This is a genomic window from Nostoc mirabile CHAB5784, from assembly GCF_020829645.1.
GTDB lineage: Bacteria > Cyanobacteriota > Cyanobacteriia > Cyanobacteriales > Nostocaceae > Nostoc > Nostoc mirabile.
This window is the reverse complement of the sequence record NZ_JAIVFS010000049.1, coordinates 1-16,509: the sequence shown is the minus strand read 5'-3', so window position 1 is coordinate 16,509 and position 16,509 is coordinate 1. Positions and strand designations below refer to the sequence as shown.

Sequence of the window (16,509 nt, the reverse complement as noted above, 5' to 3'; positions counted from 1 at the left end):
GCTCCACAACGAGGGTTACTAGAAACAGGTTTGATAGCCCCAGGGCAGTTTTCCGAGTCCAAGTTCGCCGGAGCGGGGATGGCATTCAAAGATGGCAAGATTGTTTCCAATGCGTCCGATGCTGATAAAGAAATCAGTTCTGTACTGCCCAAAAGTCATCAGGCTTACGACTGGGCATTGGGTGATGAGATCTTTGGTCAGAGATGACAAAAACTGGGGGGAGTTGCTGATAACGCTCTCGACGGCTGCGCCTTCCATACCAAAAACAAGTTCAAGGGGTGACTCTTTAGGGTAGACGCTATGGCTATCAGCAACATTCCGAACATTTACAGCAACAACTTTCAGCTTTCTACCTTTCTCCAAACGAGATTTGCTTTTATTTATGGAGCTGCGGCATTTTCTTTTAATCTCATCAGCTCGATTTTGAGCATATGCCGGAAATACTGTTAGAAGCAGTAGAAATAAAGCTTCTAAAAGGAGTAGCTGAGTCAACACTTTCGCAATTTTATTACTCATTTTTGTTCTTAAAAAGTAATCTTCGAGCTTAACTAAACCAAAAGCCCTCTTTCTCTCGCCTGATGGTAACGTATACCCAGACAGCCTAATTTGCTCCGGCATTATCCCCGGAGAACTCGACGGCAAACCCTGCCCCCATTCCCAAGCCTACGGTGTACACACAAGTCTGAAGTTGCTCAATGCCAATGGATGAAATACAATTCTTTTCATTGTAAAGATGCACGAACTCGTTGAAACAATTCTTCAGCCGGAATACCAGTAATTTGATTGGTGTTCATATCTTCATCACGCTTCTGGGCTTCTTCAGCCCAACTAGCCGCAATTTCTTGATCTATTCCACTTTCTTGACCCAATCTTTCCAGTAATCTTGCTAATAAAATCACTTGAGAATCTTTTGGAAGTGCAAGAACTTCGGCTTCAAGCTGTTCAAGGGTCATAGTGAGTACCTAAACTCTCTAGTACATTACCTCTTATTCTAAGCATTAGCCTGCTTCATCGTTAAGCATCTTAATAATATGTTTTGCAAGTTGCTCTTTGATTTCTCTATGTCTGGGAACAGCTTGATAAATTTTTGTTATTGGATTATGATACCAATCATGTTTGCCACCATGACGAACGAAGATACAACCCATTTCTTCAAGCTTACTGATTAAATCTCTTCGTTTTATGAAACTTTAAGTTCTGTAACTCTACGAATATTTTGGATATTTCCACTTGTTAATTCACTGTAAATATCGAGTAGATTTTCTCTTAGTTCCTCTTCGGTTTCACCCTGAGTCCAATAGTCAGGATATTCTTCGAGATAACCTAACCACATATCATCATCTTGCCAGTAAATGTATTTCTTCTTAATCATTTGCCTATTCACTGCCTTTTTCTGAACTATAGGAATCATATTTGATTATTGAAAAAATATAAGTATCTGTAGTGGCGTGTCAAGACTAAATTGTTGCAAAAAAATTGTAGGTTGGGTGGAGGCTTTGCGTAACCCAACATCCTGATATATGTTGGGTTGCGCTCCGCTCCACCCAACCTACGTCTAATGCACTATTTTAGCCTTGACACGCTAGTAGTAGCGTGTCAAGGCTAAAATGTTGCAATAAATTAGCGCTAAAAACATTGAATTTAAAAGTTCAAAGCCCATTTTATAATGCACAACTTTAGCCTTGACACGCTAGTAGGGTGTGTTAGACGGAACGTCGTAACGCACCAGAAGCTTGGGATGGTGCCGTACTCTCCTTGCTAACACACCCTACGTATATTTGAGAAATCAAATACTAAATCCTATAGGAGGTTTTTGAGTACTCTAGGAGACTGTATATTAAATTACTGAACTATCAGCCAAAAAAAGGAGTCTAATTTAGACTCTTAAAAAACTTAGGGGCGGACATTCGCCCACCCCTATGAAAATCAGGTAACACCAAAGACAATCACTAAGCCCAAAACAGCCCCAAATACAATCAAGGCATAGAATTGAGCGCGACCATTTTCTAGGTACTTCAGACCTTCACCACTTACAAGGGTGAAAAAGCCTGTGAGGTTAACAGCACCATCTACAACGCGGAAGTCAACTTCCATGACTTGTCTGGCTACGCGACGCAAGCCGAGGACAAAAACCCGATGGTAAATGTCATCAAAGTACCACTTGTTGAGGGATAACTCGTAAAGTGGTTGGATTTTAGCAGCGATCGCAGCCGGGTCAATTTTACGGCGCAAATACATCAGCGAAGCTAGGGTAATCGCAATCAAAGAAATTCCGACTGAGGCACCCGCCATGATGTAGAATTCCGTCGGATTGAACTCGGCAGCCTTTTCTATAACTTCGGAGAGGGTTTCGCTAGGAGGAAAGATAAACTCTTCAAAATAATTGGCATAGGGAGTTCCCACCAAACCAATCAAAATCGAAGGCACAGCCAACAGTGCCAACGGTAGCGTCATTGTCCACGGCGATTCGTGGGCGGAGTCGCTGTGATGCCCGTGGGAGTCATGGGAGTCATGCTGCTGACTAGTTGCCGCCAATTCTCCTTTCTTCATCGCCCCAGGCCCAAAATTCGGGACTGGTTCTTCTGACTCTAATTCCAGGACAATTGTCGCCGCAGCCTTCTTGAGTTTTTCCTTGATTTTCTCGTCAGTACCCCGGAATTTGCCTTCAAATGTCATGAAATACATTCTAAACATATAGAAAGCCGTAATACCGGCAGTTAGCCAGCCGATAAACCAGAGAAATGGGTTAGCCTCAAAAGCCTTACCCAGAATTTCATCTTTTGACCAGAAACCAGCAAAGGGTGGGATACCAGAAATTGCCAAGCAACCAATCAAAAAGGTAGTTGCTGTGACGGGCATATATTTTCGCAGTCCACCCATCAACCGCATATCTTGCGCTAGGGCGGGGTCGTGACCGACGACACCTTCCATACCGTGAATTACTGAACCTGAACCCAAGAACAGCATTGCCTTGAAATAGGCGTGGGTCATCAGGTGGAATAGTCCAGCACTGTAGGAACCTATTCCCATTGCCATCACCATGTAACCAAGTTGGGAAATGGTGGAGTAAGCCAAGCCCTTTTTGATGTCGTTTTGGGTAATGGCAATGCTAGCCCCCAAAAACGCCGTAAACGCCCCAGTAAAGGCAATGACATTCATTGCGGCTGGAACGTCTTCAAATACTGGGTACATCCGGGCAATAAGGAAAACACCCGCCGCCACCATTGTTGCCGCGTGAATCAAGGCAGAAATTGGGGTGGGGCCTTCCATTGCATCTGGTAGCCAGACGTGGAGGGGGAATTGGGCTGATTTCGCCACTGGCCCTAAGAAAACTAAAATCGCAAACAGGACAGCGAGAAAATTGCTGATAGTACCTGATTCGACAAGTTGGGCGAGGCGATCGCCCATGACATTAAAATCAAAGCTTCCCGTTGCCCAGAACAGCCCCAAAATACCGAGTAACAAACCAAAGTCGCCGACGCGGTTGGTCACAAACGCTTTTTGAGCGGCATCTGCTGCTGACTTGCGATCGTACCAAAAGCCGACCAGCAAATAGGAACACATCCCGACCAGTTCCCAGAATATATAAATCTGTACTAGGTTGGGGCTGACCACCAGACCTAACATTGAAGAGCCAAACAAACTGAGATAGGCGTAAAACCTCACGTAACCGGGATCGTGAGCCATGTAGCCATCGGTGTAAACCATGACTAACAACGCTACCGTTGTGACAATCACCAGCATTAGGGCTGTCAGGTGGTCAATAGTGTAGCCCATGCTCAGGTGAAAATTACCTGCCGCCGCCCACTCAAAGGTGCGTAAATAAGGCGCGTGTCCTTGAATTTGACTCCATAGCAAGGCAAACGACAGCCCCATAGCTGCTCCCATCATGGAGATAATCACCACAGCGTTAAGCTGCCGTAGGCGGTTTGTCACCTGATTCAACGAGATTAACCCTAGACCGACCAGCATTGCCCCAAAAAGAGGAAACACCGGAATCAGCCAGGCATACTGATAGATTACTTCCATCACTGACGCCTACTTTTAGAATTCTTGATTAGCGTGTCGAAACTGTTAATAATTGTGACACACACCCTTTAGGATAAAATAACCCACCCAAGACTGATTGGGTGGGGTATTAAGCATGGTTTTAGATTTGGTCATTGGTCATTGGTCATTGGTCATTGGTCATTAGTCATTAGTCATTGGTCATTAGCCCTATGCCCTATGCCCTATGCCCTATGCCCTATGACCTATGCCCTATGCCCCATACCCAATATCCATCAGGCTGACCTACACTCTAAGTCCACTGTCTTTGAACTTTTGTAGATTTTCGGGCAACTGCTGTACTTAGCTTTAATCTCTTCTAAAGCTAGACGTAAATCTTCTCTACCGCGAAAGCATTCCAAGCGATGGCGAATAGTGCCATTTTCAATCAATAGCAAAGTGGGTAGTGATTTGAGCCTATAACTAGTAGACAATTTAAAATTTTGATCGGCGTTAACCCCAACTAATTTAATTTCTTCCCCACATTGGGCTTGAAATTGCAATAACAGTGGGTGGATAATCCGACACAAGCCACACCAAGGTGCTTCAAAATTAACTAAAACAGGAATAGGTGATTCTAAAACTTCTTGAGTAAATGTCCGCTCACTAACCGACAATACCATGACGCCTCTTGGATTATAAGGTTTTTATATTAAACTACCTATCAGCATTGAAGTGAAGGATTGGCAAGTCAGTAACTGCCGATAGATGCTTTCAGGAACCAAATCTCAGGACACAGAATAATTAGGCAAAAATTGAGCGTGTTGATGTGTCTCTGACAAAAAAGCCACCGTGGAATTCGCGCTGGCTTTTTTGGACGTTAAGCTCCTGATTGCCGTGGCCACCTGGGGATCTGACTGAATCTGCCATTTTTTCCCAAGGAAAAGCAACTGACCAACAACTACCAATTTAAAATCTTAACTCGACTCAGACCACCCCCATCGATAGATGTTTGAACTTATCCTACATTGATTTAGGGCAATTGATTAGCTGAAATCCTCATCAATTTTGGATTTTATGCTGACACTGGGGATCGCCTAAATTTCCCATCTTATCTTACTAGTTGCTTCCAGCAACAGAGGATGCGATAACCAAAGCAAAACTATGAAAATGGCAACTCCCAAATAGGAAGGGCGAAGAAATTCCTGCCATTTGATAGATTGACGCCCGTCGAGAATTGCTTTAAAGGGAATAATTGAAGTCCTTTGTTTGGCAATTTCAAAGGCTTCTCCATAGCGATCGCTTAGACGACGATCGCCGTGCCAAACTCCAAACAAGTGATGCAACACCAATCCAATGGAAGTTACAAGGGTAAAGGTAGTACCCAGCCACAGAGTATGGGCAACACACCAAATTATTTGTCCTACCATCTGGGGATGACGGGTAATCCGAATAATTCCTGTTTCGTAGAGATGAACTTGGGGCTTTTGAATGGCAGCAATTTCTAGTAGATTGAAGGTAGCAGGATATAAAAATAAAAACGAGATAGCTGACAGCAGCCAAACAAATTCTCGCACTCCTGGCACTCCTTGTACCTGCCAAAGTTGCAAACCATCATAACGATGCCCAAAAAAGTAAATAATTAATATTACAGCCAACGGTAGGCTGACTAATGCAAAGAGAAGGCGATAAAGCCTTGGGCCAATATATTTTTCTGCCCAAGGACGCAAAGCAGCGCCTCCACTGTGAGCGATCGCAAAAACTATTTGTAGCCCCAGCATGACAAAATGACTGGGTGTCAACCAAGAAATCAACAGCATATACACGGGTGAAATAATTTAAAGAAAATGGAACTCAGTACAACCAATACCACAAAGTATTCAAAGGGAGACTTTAGTCAAGATGTTGTGCTACTGTCTTTTTCGAGTCAAGCCTTTAAGTTTAATATGCAACAAATCATGTCCGGCTAATTGCTGCCAAACCTGATTTGTTGTGTGCATTCGCTCCTTTCAAAGTTTGTGGTTTGAGCCTTATGTCTGACCTTCCTTTCACTTTAGATCAGTTACGTATACTCAAAGCGATCGCACAAGAAGGAAGCTTCAAGCGTGCCGCTGATAGTCTTTACGTTTCCCAACCTGCCGTCAGCTTGCAAGTGCAAAATCTCGAACGGCAGCTAGATGTCCCCCTATTTGATCGGGGAGGACGACGCGCCCAATTAACTGAAGCAGGGCATCTACTCCTAAGTTACGGTGAAAAAATCCTCAGTCTGTGTCAGGAAACCTGCCGCGCGATCGAGGATTTACAAAATCTCCAAGGTGGTACTTTAATTGTCGGTGCTTCTCAAACCACTGGCACTTATCTTTTGCCTAGAATGATCGGTATGTTCCGACAAAAATATCCAGATGTGGCAGTGCAATTACACGTCCACTCTACCCGGCGGACTGCTTGGAGTGTCGCTAACGGACAGGTTGATTTGGCAATTATCGGCGGTGAAATTCCTGGTGAACTATCAGAATCTTTGGAAGTTGTTTCTTACGCTGAAGACGAACTAGCGCTCATTCTACCTGTCTTTCATCCCTTTACCAAACTGGAAAAAATCCAAAAAGAAGACCTATACAAATTACAATTCATTGCCCTAGATTCCCAATCGACTATCCGCAAAGTAATTGACCAAGTGCTAGGACGCTGTGAAATTGATACCAGACGTTTTAAAGTTGAAATGGAATTAAATTCCATTGAAGCAATTAAAAATGCTGTGCAATCTGGTTTAGGGGCTGCCTTTGTTTCAACTAGTGCGATCGCTAAAGAGTTACAAATGGGTGTTCTGCACCGTACCCCTATTGAAGGCGTCGTCGTCAAACGGACACTGTGGCTGATTTTTAATCCTAATCGCTATAGATCCAAGGCCGCAGAAGCTTTTAGTCGGGAAATTTTGCCCCAGTTTGCTAATCCTGGATGGAGTCAAGATGTGTTAACATTGGCACAAAAAAGCATAGTGATATCTACATTGGATATAGCGACGTCCACCTCTGCCGCCGAAGACTAAAATCTGGTGATTAGTCCTACCCTTAGGGCGTCTACGTCATTTGTCCGATGTTCTTTGTAAATGACCAATGAGCAAATAATTTGTAATTCGTAATTCGTAATTCGTAATGATTATTTCATCGCTTTTCGCGTAGCCTAGCGTAGGCAAGCTAAGAATTTGACATCAGTAAAAAAGTTTCCTGTTCTTGAGAAAGAAGTTTAGTTTCTATGTAACCTGAATGAATTACGTTAGCGACGCGCTTTCTCGTGTCCGCGTTCGCTTTTAGCGTCTCGTAGAGAGCGTCATTACGCATTATCAATTACGAATTATTTTGACTAATGACTAATCACGAAAATGGAAGTTTACTGTACTCGTCCACATTGCCCACGCCCACAAAACTATTTTGCCGATTTAGATGATATTACGACGCTGAAAACAACGCAGCAAAAATACTGTACTACCTGTGGTATGCCATTGCTGCTAGATGGTCGATATGTCCCCGTGAAACTACTGGGAAGGGGAGGATTTGGAGCAGCCTTTTTGGCACGCGATCGCCGAATTCCAGGAATGCGTCAATGCGTAGTTAAGCAGTTTCAACCTGCGGGAAATTTAACCTTAAATCAACTGCAACAAGCACAGTTGATGTTTGAGAGAGAGGCAGAAGTTTTAGCACAACTTGGTAACGATCATGAGCAAATCCCTGACTTGTTTGCTTTCTTTCCAGTGATAGTTAATGGTTTGCAACCAGGACAGCAAGATCAGTTTTTTTACTTGGTACAAGAATACATTGATGGGCAAAACTTAGAGGAAGAATTAGTTCAACAAGGCAAATTTTCTGAACAGCAAGTGTTGGAGGTGCTGCAAGAAATCCTGAAGGTGCTAAAGTTTGTCCATCATAGAGGAATTATCCACAGAGATATTAAACCCTCTAACATCATGCGCCGTCGTGATGGTAGACTTTTTCTACTAGATTTTGGCGCAGTTAAGCAAGTAACAAATGTTGCACTTGGTTCTGCTGCTTCTTCCACAGGAATTTATTCTATGGGATTTGCACCGCCTGAGCAGATGGCTGGGGGTCAAGTATTCCCATCTACGGATTTATACGCTTTGGCTGTAACTCTTATTACTTTGTTGACAAATAAGGAAGCAGTTCAACTATTTGATGCCTATAGCAACCAGTGGAAATGGCGAATGCACGTAGTGCAGGCTTCGCCAACGCAAGTGACTGTCAACCCTCGGCTTGCTGACATATTAGATAAGATGCTGCTACCTGCTGCTAATCAGCGCTTCCAGTCAGCCCAAGAGGTTTTAGATGCACTTAACTCACAGCCGGCTCAAGCCCCTACACAACTTAATTCATCCTCTGTAACACTTCCGCCACAACCACCCCAAGGTTCTAGTCCCGTCGTCCCCCGCCGTTCACCAACTCAACCAGCGTTTTCGACAGTGGAATTGTTGGGTGGGGCGGCATTTAGTGGATTTGAAGGTGCATTAATTGCGATCGCACTCTTGAGTCTAGTAAAATCAACAATAGTTACTTTCACTGTTGCATGTGTGATTTTGGGAATACTGATATTTGCCCAAACCAGGCGGTGGATTGAAAAGTTCGATTTATTAATTATTCCGACAATTACTTTTGCTATTATTTTTTTTCTCCCTTTTTTACGGGGGGGTCTTAATATTCAGGCAGTAGTAATTTTATCAGTTGCAGCAGCCTTAGTAGCTATTTCACTGACAGCTATATTTCGACTTATTTATAAATTATTATCTCTCTTACTTTAAAAAACTTTTGGTGCTAACAGCTAACTATGTCTCAGAAAAACGAAACACTTAGCCTTTTTTTAGCTGCTATCATCACTATTGGCTTAATCTTTAGTGGTCTATGGTTTCTTATGGAACGGTGGGCGCACTTAAGTGGAAGTGTTCCTAAACCTTCGGGGAGTAGCAACACAGATAATCCCATAAACCAGTTTGTCAACAACAGATGTAACGTGCCAAATCTCCCAGAGGGAAGATTCAACTATGGTGGTAGCACAACCTGGGCACCCATCCGTAAAGACGTAGACTCTGTACTAGAAAGCCTGTGCCCTCAATTTACTTTACGCTATACTCAACCTGCTTCAGGTCAACCAGGATCTGGAACTGGCATTCGGATGTTGATAGATAATCAACTAGCTTTTTCTCAATCTTCTCGCTCAGTTAAAGCTGAAGAAAATGCCGAAGCTAAACAAAAAGGATTTAGTTTGAAAGAAATTCCGGTGGCAATTGATGGAATTGCGATCGCAGTTAATCATAATCTGAATATCCCTGGTTTAACTGTCGCCCAACTCAAAGACATCTACACGGGCAAAATTACTAATTGGCAACAGGTGGATGGCCCAAATTTACCAATTACAGTCTACTCTCGTAGTCAAGAAGCTGGCGGTACAGTGGAGTTTTTTGTCGAAAATGTTTTAAATAAAGAAAATTTTGGTGCCAACGTTAGTTACATTGGTACGACCACAGAAGCAGTACGAAAAGTAGCGGTGAATAGTGGCGCAATTTACTATGCTTCTGCCCCAGAGGTTGTACCCCAGTGTACAATTAAGTCCCTACCGCTAGGGCGAACAAGCGGTCAATTTGTGCCACCCTACCAAGAACCCTTTGTACCTCAATCTGAATGTCCCAGTAAGCGTAATCAGTTGAATAATCAAGCGTTTCGTAGTGGAGACTATGCAATTACCCGCAATTTATTTGTAATAGTTAAACAGAATGGTCAAACAGATCAGCAAGCAGGTGTTGCTTATGCAAATTGGCTGTTGACACCTCAGAGTCAAGAACTGATCGAAAAAGCTGGATTTGTCAGAATTAAATGATCAAAGCGGTTAGAGGATGTTTGAAAAGTATTGGGCGAATAGAATTCGCTACTACACAAACGAAGTCCACCTCCGTGGACTAAGAAAAAATCAAGGGTTTTAAACCTACGGAGGTGGGTTTTGCCTGTGTAGCCGCGATTTATAATCGCCAGCGCTAGTAATAAATTAGACTTTACAAACATCCTCTTAGATTTAGTCAAATAATCAAATAATAAACATTTTTTCTTTATTTAAATTTGTTCATGTCACAAAAGAATGAAACCACAATTTTAGCTTTGGCCCTGCTGCTGACAGTTGGCATAGTTGGCGGTGGATTTTGGTGGTTTACTAAAGGCTCTGGGGTCAAAATTGAGAATAATACCATCATTCCAGGTTCGGAAGCAGGCAGCAATCCATCCCTACAAGACCGGATTAGTTTTGGGGAAAAATCCTTTACTTCGGGTGAAATTTCTCCAGTTAAAAAAGAAGGAGTACAGGCGATCGCAGCTAAAAGTTATGATAAAGCGATCGCCAATTTCACAGCTGCCCTAAAACTCAGCCGTAACGATCCAGAAACGCTAATTTTTCTTAACAATGCCCGCATCGGTTCTTCCAAGAGCTACACAATTGTGGCTTCTGTACCATTCGGCACTGACCCCAATGCTTCTTTAGAAATTTTACGTGGCATCGCCCAAGCCCAAAATGAAATTAATACCTCTGGGGGAGTCAAGGGAGTACCGTTGAGGGTGGGGATAGCTAACGACGATGACAATCCAGAAATAGCCAAGCAAATCGCTTCCAACCTAGTCAGTAATTCAGAAGTATTAGGTGTAGTTGGGCCTAATACTAGCGATTCCACCTTAGCCGCAGGTACTATTTATACTTCAGGACAACTTGTAGCAATTTCCCCTACCAGTACATCTGTAAAAATTTCTAACTTTAGCCGCTACGTTTTTCGCACGGTTCCCAGTGATTTTATGGCTGCTAGAAGTTTAGCCAACTACATGGTGAGAACCTTGCAGAAAAAAAATGCAGTGGTTTTCTTTAATTCTCAGAGTAACTATAGCCAGTCTTTAAAGTCAGAGTTTGTTTCATCTGTTTCCCTAGAGGGTGGACAAGTATCCAGCGAATTTGACTTATCCAAGGCGGATTTTAGTGCGGCTAAAAGTATAGAACAAGCAACTAAGCAAGGTGCAGAAGTGTTGATGTTAGCTGCTAACACTGAAACTCTCGATAAAGCGCTGCAAGTAATTCAGATTAACCAGAAAAAGTTAACTCTGCTGGCGGGAGATGATGTTTACACCGCTAAAACTTTAGAAATTGGCAGAGAGCAAGCTGTGGGGATGGTATTGGCAGTTCCCTGGCATATTGAGGGCGATCCTAAGTCAGATTTTCCTCAAAAATCCCGGCAGTTATGGGGCGGTGATGTGAGTTGGCGAAGTGCCCTCAGCTATGATGCCACTGTTGCTCTGATTGAGGCATTAAAACGCAACCCCACACGTTCTGGAGTCCAACAAGCAGTCTTATCCTCTGACTTTTCTGCCACCGGCGCTTCTGGTACAATTCGGTTTTTAGCATCAGGCGATCGCAATGCCCCAGTCCAACTTGTAAAAATTGTTCCTGGTTCCCGCTCTCGCACGGGTTATGACTTTGAACCAGTCCGATAATCAGCAATAAAAAATTAAAAATTAACCAATACTTAACTTGGAAAAAGCCTCAAGATGAGAAATTGAGCTTTATGGGGAAAATTTTAGTGTCATAGGACTTACCCAAAACTACACGCGGTAGGGGCAATACCCTGCGGGAAACCGCTTTGCGTCTACATGAATTGCCCATACCCTAAAATCAGGGTTTCGGCTATTGCTTGCAATACAGTTCAGTTAAGCAATTTTTTCCTTCTCTTTCTTCTCTCTCTGTGTCGCGCCAGTTGCTTCAAGTCGGGGAACCGCAAGGGCGCACTGGCTTCCCTGCGCCTCTGTGGTTCGTTAAAAAAAACAACTTTGACAAAGAGTGCTAGCCTTAACTGAACCGTATTGCTATTGTTTGCGTCAGTACTATGTCAATTTATTCTCATTAGCACTCAAACCTTGAGATAGGAAATCAAATAATCCAGGGGAAATTTATTATACCTTGGCTTTTAAAGTAGTCAGAAGTTAGGATTTATCAGAATTTGCTAACAAAACACCCGTCCTCCAAATACAATCTCAAGTAGCAATCACCTATCAAGTCAAGCACTTATATTGAATGGACGCGCGGGTAATTATACTATGTCCCAAAAAAATGAAACAACTATTCTTGTATTATCCATCCTAATCACCGTCGGGCTAATAGCTGGCGGTTTTTGGTGGTTTACTAAAAAGTCTGGTGTTAACCTAAATACAATTAATTCTGCTAACACCAAAACGCCCCAAGCCGCATCAGAACAGCCTAGTGGCAATACTTTCACTTCAGTACAGGATGTTCCTACAGGATTATTCAATTACGGTGGCAGTACATCTTGGGCACCGATTCGGCTGGTAGTTGATCCAGCAATTCAAGCGGCGCGGCCAGAACTTCGGCTGCGCTATGTAGAACCCAGTAATGCATCTCCTGGTTCTGGTACTGGCATTCAATCTCTAATAGACGGTCAACTAGCCTTTGCCCAGTCCTCTCGACCAGTTCTAGATCAAGAATTAAGCCGTGCCCAGCAGCGTGGGTTCACTTTAAAACAAATTCCTGTGGCAATTGATGGTTTAGCAGTCGCAGTTAATCCCAACCTGAATATCTCAGGACTAACGGTAGACCAGTTAAAGTCAATTTACACAGGCAAAATCAATAATTGGAGCCAGGTGGGTGGCCCCAATATCCCTATTAAGCCCTATTCTCGCCGCATTGCTGATGGCGGTACGGTGGAACTTTTTGTCCAAGATATCTTGGGTGGTCAACCTTTCAGTTCCAATGTGGAATTTATCTCCACAACCACCCAAGCCTTGCAAAAATTGGCTGGTAGTCCTGGTAGCATTTACTACGCTTCTGCCCCAGAGGTGATTCCTCAATGCTCAATCAAAGCCTTGCCGTTGGGGCGGACGCAAGGGCAATATATTGCTCCATACCAAGAACCATCTGTCCTCCCGTCCGAATGTCCTGGTAAACGGAACAAATTGAACATTGAGGCTTTCCAATCAGGAAAATACCCGATTACCCGCAATCTGTTTGTGGTGGTCAAACAAAATGGTCAGACTGAGCAGCAAGCAGGTGTCGCTTACGCCAACTTACTGCTGACTGAGCAGGGACAGGAACTGATTAGCCAAGCTGGGTTTGTCAAAATTCGCTGACTCTTGCGATCGTCTCCGGCGGGGCGTAGCCCATCGCACTCAAGACAGAGTGGCGGAAATCGCCGCTCTGAACTGTGCTTTAACCAGCTCTATTAATCGACTCTGCTGGCAAGCAAATGAGATTATCGCCTTGAGTCAGGATTAAGCCACGTTGACGCAGCTTACCCATCAAGCGGGTGACGGTAACACGAGTGGAACCAATAGCGCTCCCAATTTGGGCATGGGTGAGGGGGAAGGGCAGACAATAGCCGCGAATCACATCAGGATCAGTGTCGCTCATTGCTGGCTCTCCATATTCCTCAATTAACAATGTGAGAAATCCTAAGAGTCGGTCAATTGTGCGGCGTTGTCCCAAGGCACTCAGCCACAGTAGCTTACGCTGGTGCTGATACCTAAAGGCATCCATAACTTCACGACGGAAGTGAGGCCAGTTGTCTAAGTCATGCCAGTACATCCACAGCACCGCAGTTTGGTCAACATGGGCGTAAGCCTGGAGTGTGAATGGTGATTGGGCAACAATTTCAAATGGCTGTCCCGCTCCCACAAAACCCAAAAACGCTTCTTCTGGGGTTCTGTTAATTCGTCGAGACGTTAGCTGGCTGGCAGTCGCACTAACTTGGGCGGTTCCTACCATACGGATCGCACCCCTTTGCACCAAATATAGCAATCCAGGTCGGGCTGGAATGCGCTCATCTTTGCTAAAGGTACGGCAGCGATAGTGTTCTTGAGCCCAGTCAAGAATGCGTTGCCAAGTTAAAAAAGGCCGTGATGCCTCAGAAAAGGAGGATGGAGATTGCATAGGTAACAAAGAGCGTTCGGCTGAAGACAAAGACGTAAATAAAAGGGTGCAAGGAGTGTCTTTGTGTTGGCGAGGCAGGCTTAACGCCTAACAGCGCCAGCCAATACAAAGAATAGAAAGCAAATTACTCTCTACTCTTTTGTTATACTTCCTACTGTACAATGATGGTAGTAAAGTTTACTTACTATTCATCGATTATTCATCAAATTTTATCCTCTTCTCATTTTTCTTTATCTAAATTAAATTTATACCGCAAGATAGATGACAAAAAAGTAACAAATATATCTTACATACTTTTTTAAGTAATATTACGTGCCTTATAAATTACAAGTTAGCAAATATACGTCAATCAAACAGTTAGTGTACAGTTGTTTAATAAAATCACTAAGCATTAATACTTATAAAACGCAAAATAAATGCATAAAAAACGAAAAAATTCCTCTACATAAAGGTAGAGATGATCAGAGAATTTTATACACCTCAAATGTGTCTCTGGGACTATCAAAATCTCAGAATCGAAAAGCGATGGAGCTTGCCAGTGCGATCGCCTCAGATATATCAGGGATTTGTAGCGACGTTTTTAGCATCCAAATAGTTCCCCCTGGTTTGATACATTTTGAATTAACTCACTCAACCTTAGCGACTTGGTTACAAAGTCTCGTAGAGGGGAGTGGGGAGTGGGGAGTGGGGAGTGGGGGAGATGAGGGAGAAATCAATTCAAAATTCAAAATTCAAAATTCAAAATTAAAGAACTTCTGCCTTCTGCCTCCTGCCTCACCTCGACTGCGCTCGGCGACCACCTGCCTCCTGCCTCCTCTTTCCCAATGCCCACTTGCCCTGAGCGTTCGCGTAGCGTCTCGTAGAGAAGCCGAAGGGATGCCCAATTTGTTTACTGTTCAGTACGCCCATGCACGCTGCTGTTCGCTAGTGCTTCTGGCTCATCGAGAGGGATTGATTAAACTTAGAGAACCAGTTCCAAATACTAGTCCAGCTTTTTGGAGTGTTATCTCTCCTAACCCCATACCTTGGCTTAATTGTGACGGAACATTGCGGCTAAATCATCCAGATGAGCGTCGTCTAATTGGTGAGTTAATACAAGTGGTAGACAACATAGAGTGCCCTGATGTTAGCGGTTCTGTGAAATGGGAAAAAGTAGCGCTGAGTTTGAGCCAAGCTTTTGAAAAGTTCTGGTGTAATTGCCGGATTTGGGGTGAGGTGAAAATTACCTCACCAGAGTTAGCCCAAGCCAGACTCGGATTGCTTATGGCTACTCAGTCAGTATTAAGATTTGTGCTAGAGGAAAACTTGGGTGTTTTTGCGCCCTTGGAGTTATGAATCGGTAATCTTGCTTAGGCAAAAATAAAAACTTTTATATATCTATTGACTCAATGCATCACCTCAGCTACATTAACAGGTGTGTGAGGAGCGAACCAGCTAGGACACCGAGACGAAACACGGCCAGTCGTCGGTGTCCTTTCTGATTTATATGGGTTAGGTTTGAAAAAGTACCCTCATTACAGCAAAAATTTTTCAATTGCTACTGCTGCTCCGTCTTCCTCTACGCTAGGAGCTACCCACTGCGCGATCGCTTGTACTCCTGCTGGTGCGTTGCCCATAGCTACACCAAGTCCAACATACTCCAGCATTTCTACATCATTGAAGTTATCGCCAATCGCCATAACGTTGGCTAACTCTAATCCCAACAATTCTTCGGCTAGGTAACGCACAGCAGTTCCCTTATTCACAGAGGCGTTAGTTGCTTCAAAGAAGGTAGCAACAGATGTTGTGAGATAAAGTTCAGCAGGTGTGTATTGACGGCGCAAATTCCCCAATAGCTTGTCGATCACATCAGTGTCATCACACAAAGCGAGAATTTTTGTTGGTTCATTCGTTAAGGCTTGACGCAAATCACCCACAGGAATCGGGGTAATACCAGAACGTTCTGCATAAATTTGGGTTTCTCTGGTTACTTCACGGACGTATAGTTGATCATTGATGTAAAAGTGGACAGATAGGAGCGATCGCAACTCAGGCTGTTCAAAATAGTCGAGTAACTGGTGGGCGATTTCCCTGGAAACAGCCCAATGGCGATGAATTTTTCGGGTGATCGGATCTTGAATCCAGGCTCCTTGATAGGCCATTAATGGTAGGGTAGAGCCGATATCTTGGTGAAAGCGCAAGGCTGAACGATACATCCTACCTGTAGCGATCGCCACTTGAATTCCTCTTGCTTGCGCTGCAACAATAGCTTGCTTTACAGGTTCGCTGATGGTGTTAGAGTGTCCAGCGATCGTGCCATCTATATCCAAAACTAGTAGTTTAATGTCTTTTGTAGCAGCCTGATGATCATTAGAGGCCAAATCTGTGGCAGATGCTTTCGGCATAATTTCCTAGATTTTAAGTTCCAGTAAGAGGTTAACTCAGAACCTGACTTTTCCCGTTAAGTCTGTTTTGCAAGCTGCCAACCTTCACAGAGGTCGTGTAATTTTAACCAACCTCGCCACAGTACCTGGATACCAATTGGTGTTTTGCTTCGATGTTCTAGGTAGC

The 16,509-nt window shown here is 43.7% G+C and carries 16 protein-coding genes; 6 read left to right on the top strand and 10 right to left on the bottom strand.

Annotated elements, in window-relative coordinates:
• Positions 1-18: 18 nt before the first annotated feature.
• The 8 genes from LC653_RS25870 to LC653_RS25840 all read right to left on the bottom strand — a co-directional run bounded on the left by LC653_RS25870 (position 19) and on the right by LC653_RS25840 (position 5,807).
• Positions 19-618 carry a hypothetical protein gene (locus LC653_RS25870; RefSeq protein WP_229497573.1) on the bottom strand — a complete coding sequence of 200 codons (600 nt, stop codon included), beginning with the start codon at positions 616-618 and terminating at the stop codon, positions 19-21.
• 104 nt (positions 619-722) lie between these two features.
• Positions 723-953, bottom strand: a complete 231-nt coding sequence (locus LC653_RS25865) for an addiction module protein (protein WP_229497572.1) — start codon at positions 951-953, stop codon at positions 723-725.
• A 45-nt stretch (positions 954-998) separates the two neighbouring features.
• Positions 999-1,166 (bottom strand): type II toxin-antitoxin system HicA family toxin, encoded by a 168-nt coding sequence (locus LC653_RS25860; protein ID WP_308189142.1) that lies wholly within the window; start codon positions 1,164-1,166, stop codon positions 999-1,001.
• 14 nt (positions 1,167-1,180) lie between these two features.
• The gene (locus LC653_RS25855) at positions 1,181-1,384 is read right to left on the bottom strand and encodes a type II toxin-antitoxin system HicB family antitoxin (RefSeq protein WP_229497570.1); all 204 of its coding nucleotides are present in this window, start codon (positions 1,382-1,384) and stop codon (positions 1,181-1,183) included.
• A gap of 542 nt (positions 1,385-1,926) precedes the next feature.
• Positions 1,927-4,029 (bottom strand): NAD(P)H-quinone oxidoreductase subunit 5, encoded by a 2,103-nt coding sequence (locus LC653_RS25850; RefSeq protein ID WP_229497612.1) that lies wholly within the window; start codon positions 4,027-4,029, stop codon positions 1,927-1,929.
• Between the two features lie 254 nt (positions 4,030-4,283).
• The gene (locus LC653_RS25845; RefSeq protein ID WP_229497569.1) at positions 4,284-4,670 is read right to left on the bottom strand and encodes a thioredoxin family protein; all 387 of its coding nucleotides are present in this window, start codon (positions 4,668-4,670) and stop codon (positions 4,284-4,286) included.
• A 121-nt stretch (positions 4,671-4,791) separates the two neighbouring features.
• Positions 4,792-4,917, bottom strand: coding sequence for a hypothetical protein (locus LC653_RS46370; RefSeq protein ID WP_267923175.1), 126 nt, complete (start codon positions 4,915-4,917; stop codon positions 4,792-4,794).
• A 167-nt stretch (positions 4,918-5,084) separates the two neighbouring features.
• On the bottom strand, positions 5,085-5,807 hold the full coding sequence (locus tag LC653_RS25840) for an NnrU family protein (RefSeq protein ID WP_229497568.1): 723 nt from the start codon (positions 5,805-5,807) through the stop codon (positions 5,085-5,087).
• 212 nt (positions 5,808-6,019) lie between these two features.
• Here LC653_RS25840 and LC653_RS25835 point away from each other — a divergent pair, with 212 nt between their 5' ends.
• The 5 genes from LC653_RS25835 to LC653_RS25815 all read left to right on the top strand — a co-directional run bounded on the left by LC653_RS25835 (position 6,020) and on the right by LC653_RS25815 (position 13,160).
• A complete protein-coding gene (locus LC653_RS25835; protein ID WP_229497567.1) occupies positions 6,020-7,033 on the top strand; it encodes a LysR family transcriptional regulator in 1,014 nt (337 codons plus the stop codon).
• A gap of 333 nt (positions 7,034-7,366) precedes the next feature.
• A complete protein-coding gene (locus tag LC653_RS25830; protein ID WP_229497566.1) occupies positions 7,367-8,794 on the top strand; it encodes a serine/threonine-protein kinase in 1,428 nt (475 codons plus the stop codon).
• 26 nt (positions 8,795-8,820) lie between these two features.
• Positions 8,821-9,867, top strand: coding sequence for a PstS family phosphate ABC transporter substrate-binding protein (locus LC653_RS25825; protein WP_229497565.1), 1,047 nt, complete (start codon positions 8,821-8,823; stop codon positions 9,865-9,867).
• 242 nt (positions 9,868-10,109) lie between these two features.
• The gene (locus tag LC653_RS25820; RefSeq protein ID WP_229497564.1) at positions 10,110-11,513 is read left to right on the top strand and encodes an ABC transporter substrate-binding protein; all 1,404 of its coding nucleotides are present in this window, start codon (positions 10,110-10,112) and stop codon (positions 11,511-11,513) included.
• Between the two features lie 600 nt (positions 11,514-12,113).
• A complete protein-coding gene (locus tag LC653_RS25815; protein ID WP_229497563.1) occupies positions 12,114-13,160 on the top strand; it encodes a PstS family phosphate ABC transporter substrate-binding protein in 1,047 nt (348 codons plus the stop codon).
• 79 nt (positions 13,161-13,239) lie between these two features.
• Here LC653_RS25815 and LC653_RS25810 read toward each other — a convergent pair whose 3' ends face one another.
• Positions 13,240-13,959 carry a Crp/Fnr family transcriptional regulator gene (locus tag LC653_RS25810; RefSeq protein WP_012412419.1) on the bottom strand — a complete coding sequence of 240 codons (720 nt, stop codon included), beginning with the start codon at positions 13,957-13,959 and terminating at the stop codon, positions 13,240-13,242.
• A 525-nt stretch (positions 13,960-14,484) separates the two neighbouring features.
• Between LC653_RS25810 and LC653_RS25805 the strand changes: the two genes are divergently transcribed.
• Positions 14,485-15,294, top strand: coding sequence for a DALR anticodon-binding domain-containing protein (locus tag LC653_RS25805; protein ID WP_233718532.1), 810 nt, complete (start codon positions 14,485-14,487; stop codon positions 15,292-15,294).
• A 179-nt stretch (positions 15,295-15,473) separates the two neighbouring features.
• On the opposite strand, the gene LC653_RS25800 is transcribed toward LC653_RS25805, so the two are convergent.
• Positions 15,474-16,343, bottom strand: a complete 870-nt coding sequence (locus LC653_RS25800; protein WP_229497561.1) for a Cof-type HAD-IIB family hydrolase — start codon at positions 16,341-16,343, stop codon at positions 15,474-15,476.
• Positions 16,344-16,509: the final 166 nt, after the last annotated feature.

Excerpts from the sequence above, each read along its gene's own strand:
- LC653_RS25870 (WP_229497573.1), bottom strand. The coding sequence starts at position 618 with ATGCCGGAGCAAATTAGGCTGTCTGGGTATACGTTACCATCAGGCGAG.
- LC653_RS25865 (WP_229497572.1), bottom strand. The coding sequence starts at position 953 with ATGACCCTTGAACAGCTTGAAGCCGAAGTTCTTGCACTTCCAAAAGAT.
- LC653_RS25850 (WP_229497612.1), bottom strand. The coding sequence starts at position 4,029 with ATGGAAGTAATCTATCAGTATGCCTGGCTGATTCCGGTGTTTCCTCTT.
- LC653_RS25845 (WP_229497569.1), bottom strand. The coding sequence starts at position 4,670 with ATGGTATTGTCGGTTAGTGAGCGGACATTTACTCAAGAAGTTTTAGAA.
- LC653_RS46370 (WP_267923175.1), bottom strand. The coding sequence starts at position 4,917 with ATGGCAGATTCAGTCAGATCCCCAGGTGGCCACGGCAATCAGGAGCTT.
- LC653_RS25840 (WP_229497568.1), bottom strand. The coding sequence starts at position 5,807 with ATGCTGTTGATTTCTTGGTTGACACCCAGTCATTTTGTCATGCTGGGG.
- LC653_RS25835 (WP_229497567.1), top strand. The coding sequence starts at position 6,020 with ATGTCTGACCTTCCTTTCACTTTAGATCAGTTACGTATACTCAAAGCG.
- LC653_RS25830 (WP_229497566.1), top strand. The coding sequence starts at position 7,367 with ATGGAAGTTTACTGTACTCGTCCACATTGCCCACGCCCACAAAACTAT.
- LC653_RS25825 (WP_229497565.1), top strand. The coding sequence starts at position 8,821 with ATGTCTCAGAAAAACGAAACACTTAGCCTTTTTTTAGCTGCTATCATC.
- LC653_RS25820 (WP_229497564.1), top strand. The coding sequence starts at position 10,110 with ATGTCACAAAAGAATGAAACCACAATTTTAGCTTTGGCCCTGCTGCTG.
- LC653_RS25815 (WP_229497563.1), top strand. The coding sequence starts at position 12,114 with ATGTCCCAAAAAAATGAAACAACTATTCTTGTATTATCCATCCTAATC.
- LC653_RS25810 (WP_012412419.1), bottom strand. The coding sequence starts at position 13,959 with ATGCAATCTCCATCCTCCTTTTCTGAGGCATCACGGCCTTTTTTAACT.
- LC653_RS25805 (WP_233718532.1), top strand. The coding sequence starts at position 14,485 with ATGGAGCTTGCCAGTGCGATCGCCTCAGATATATCAGGGATTTGTAGC.
- LC653_RS25800 (WP_229497561.1), bottom strand. The coding sequence starts at position 16,343 with ATGCCGAAAGCATCTGCCACAGATTTGGCCTCTAATGATCATCAGGCT.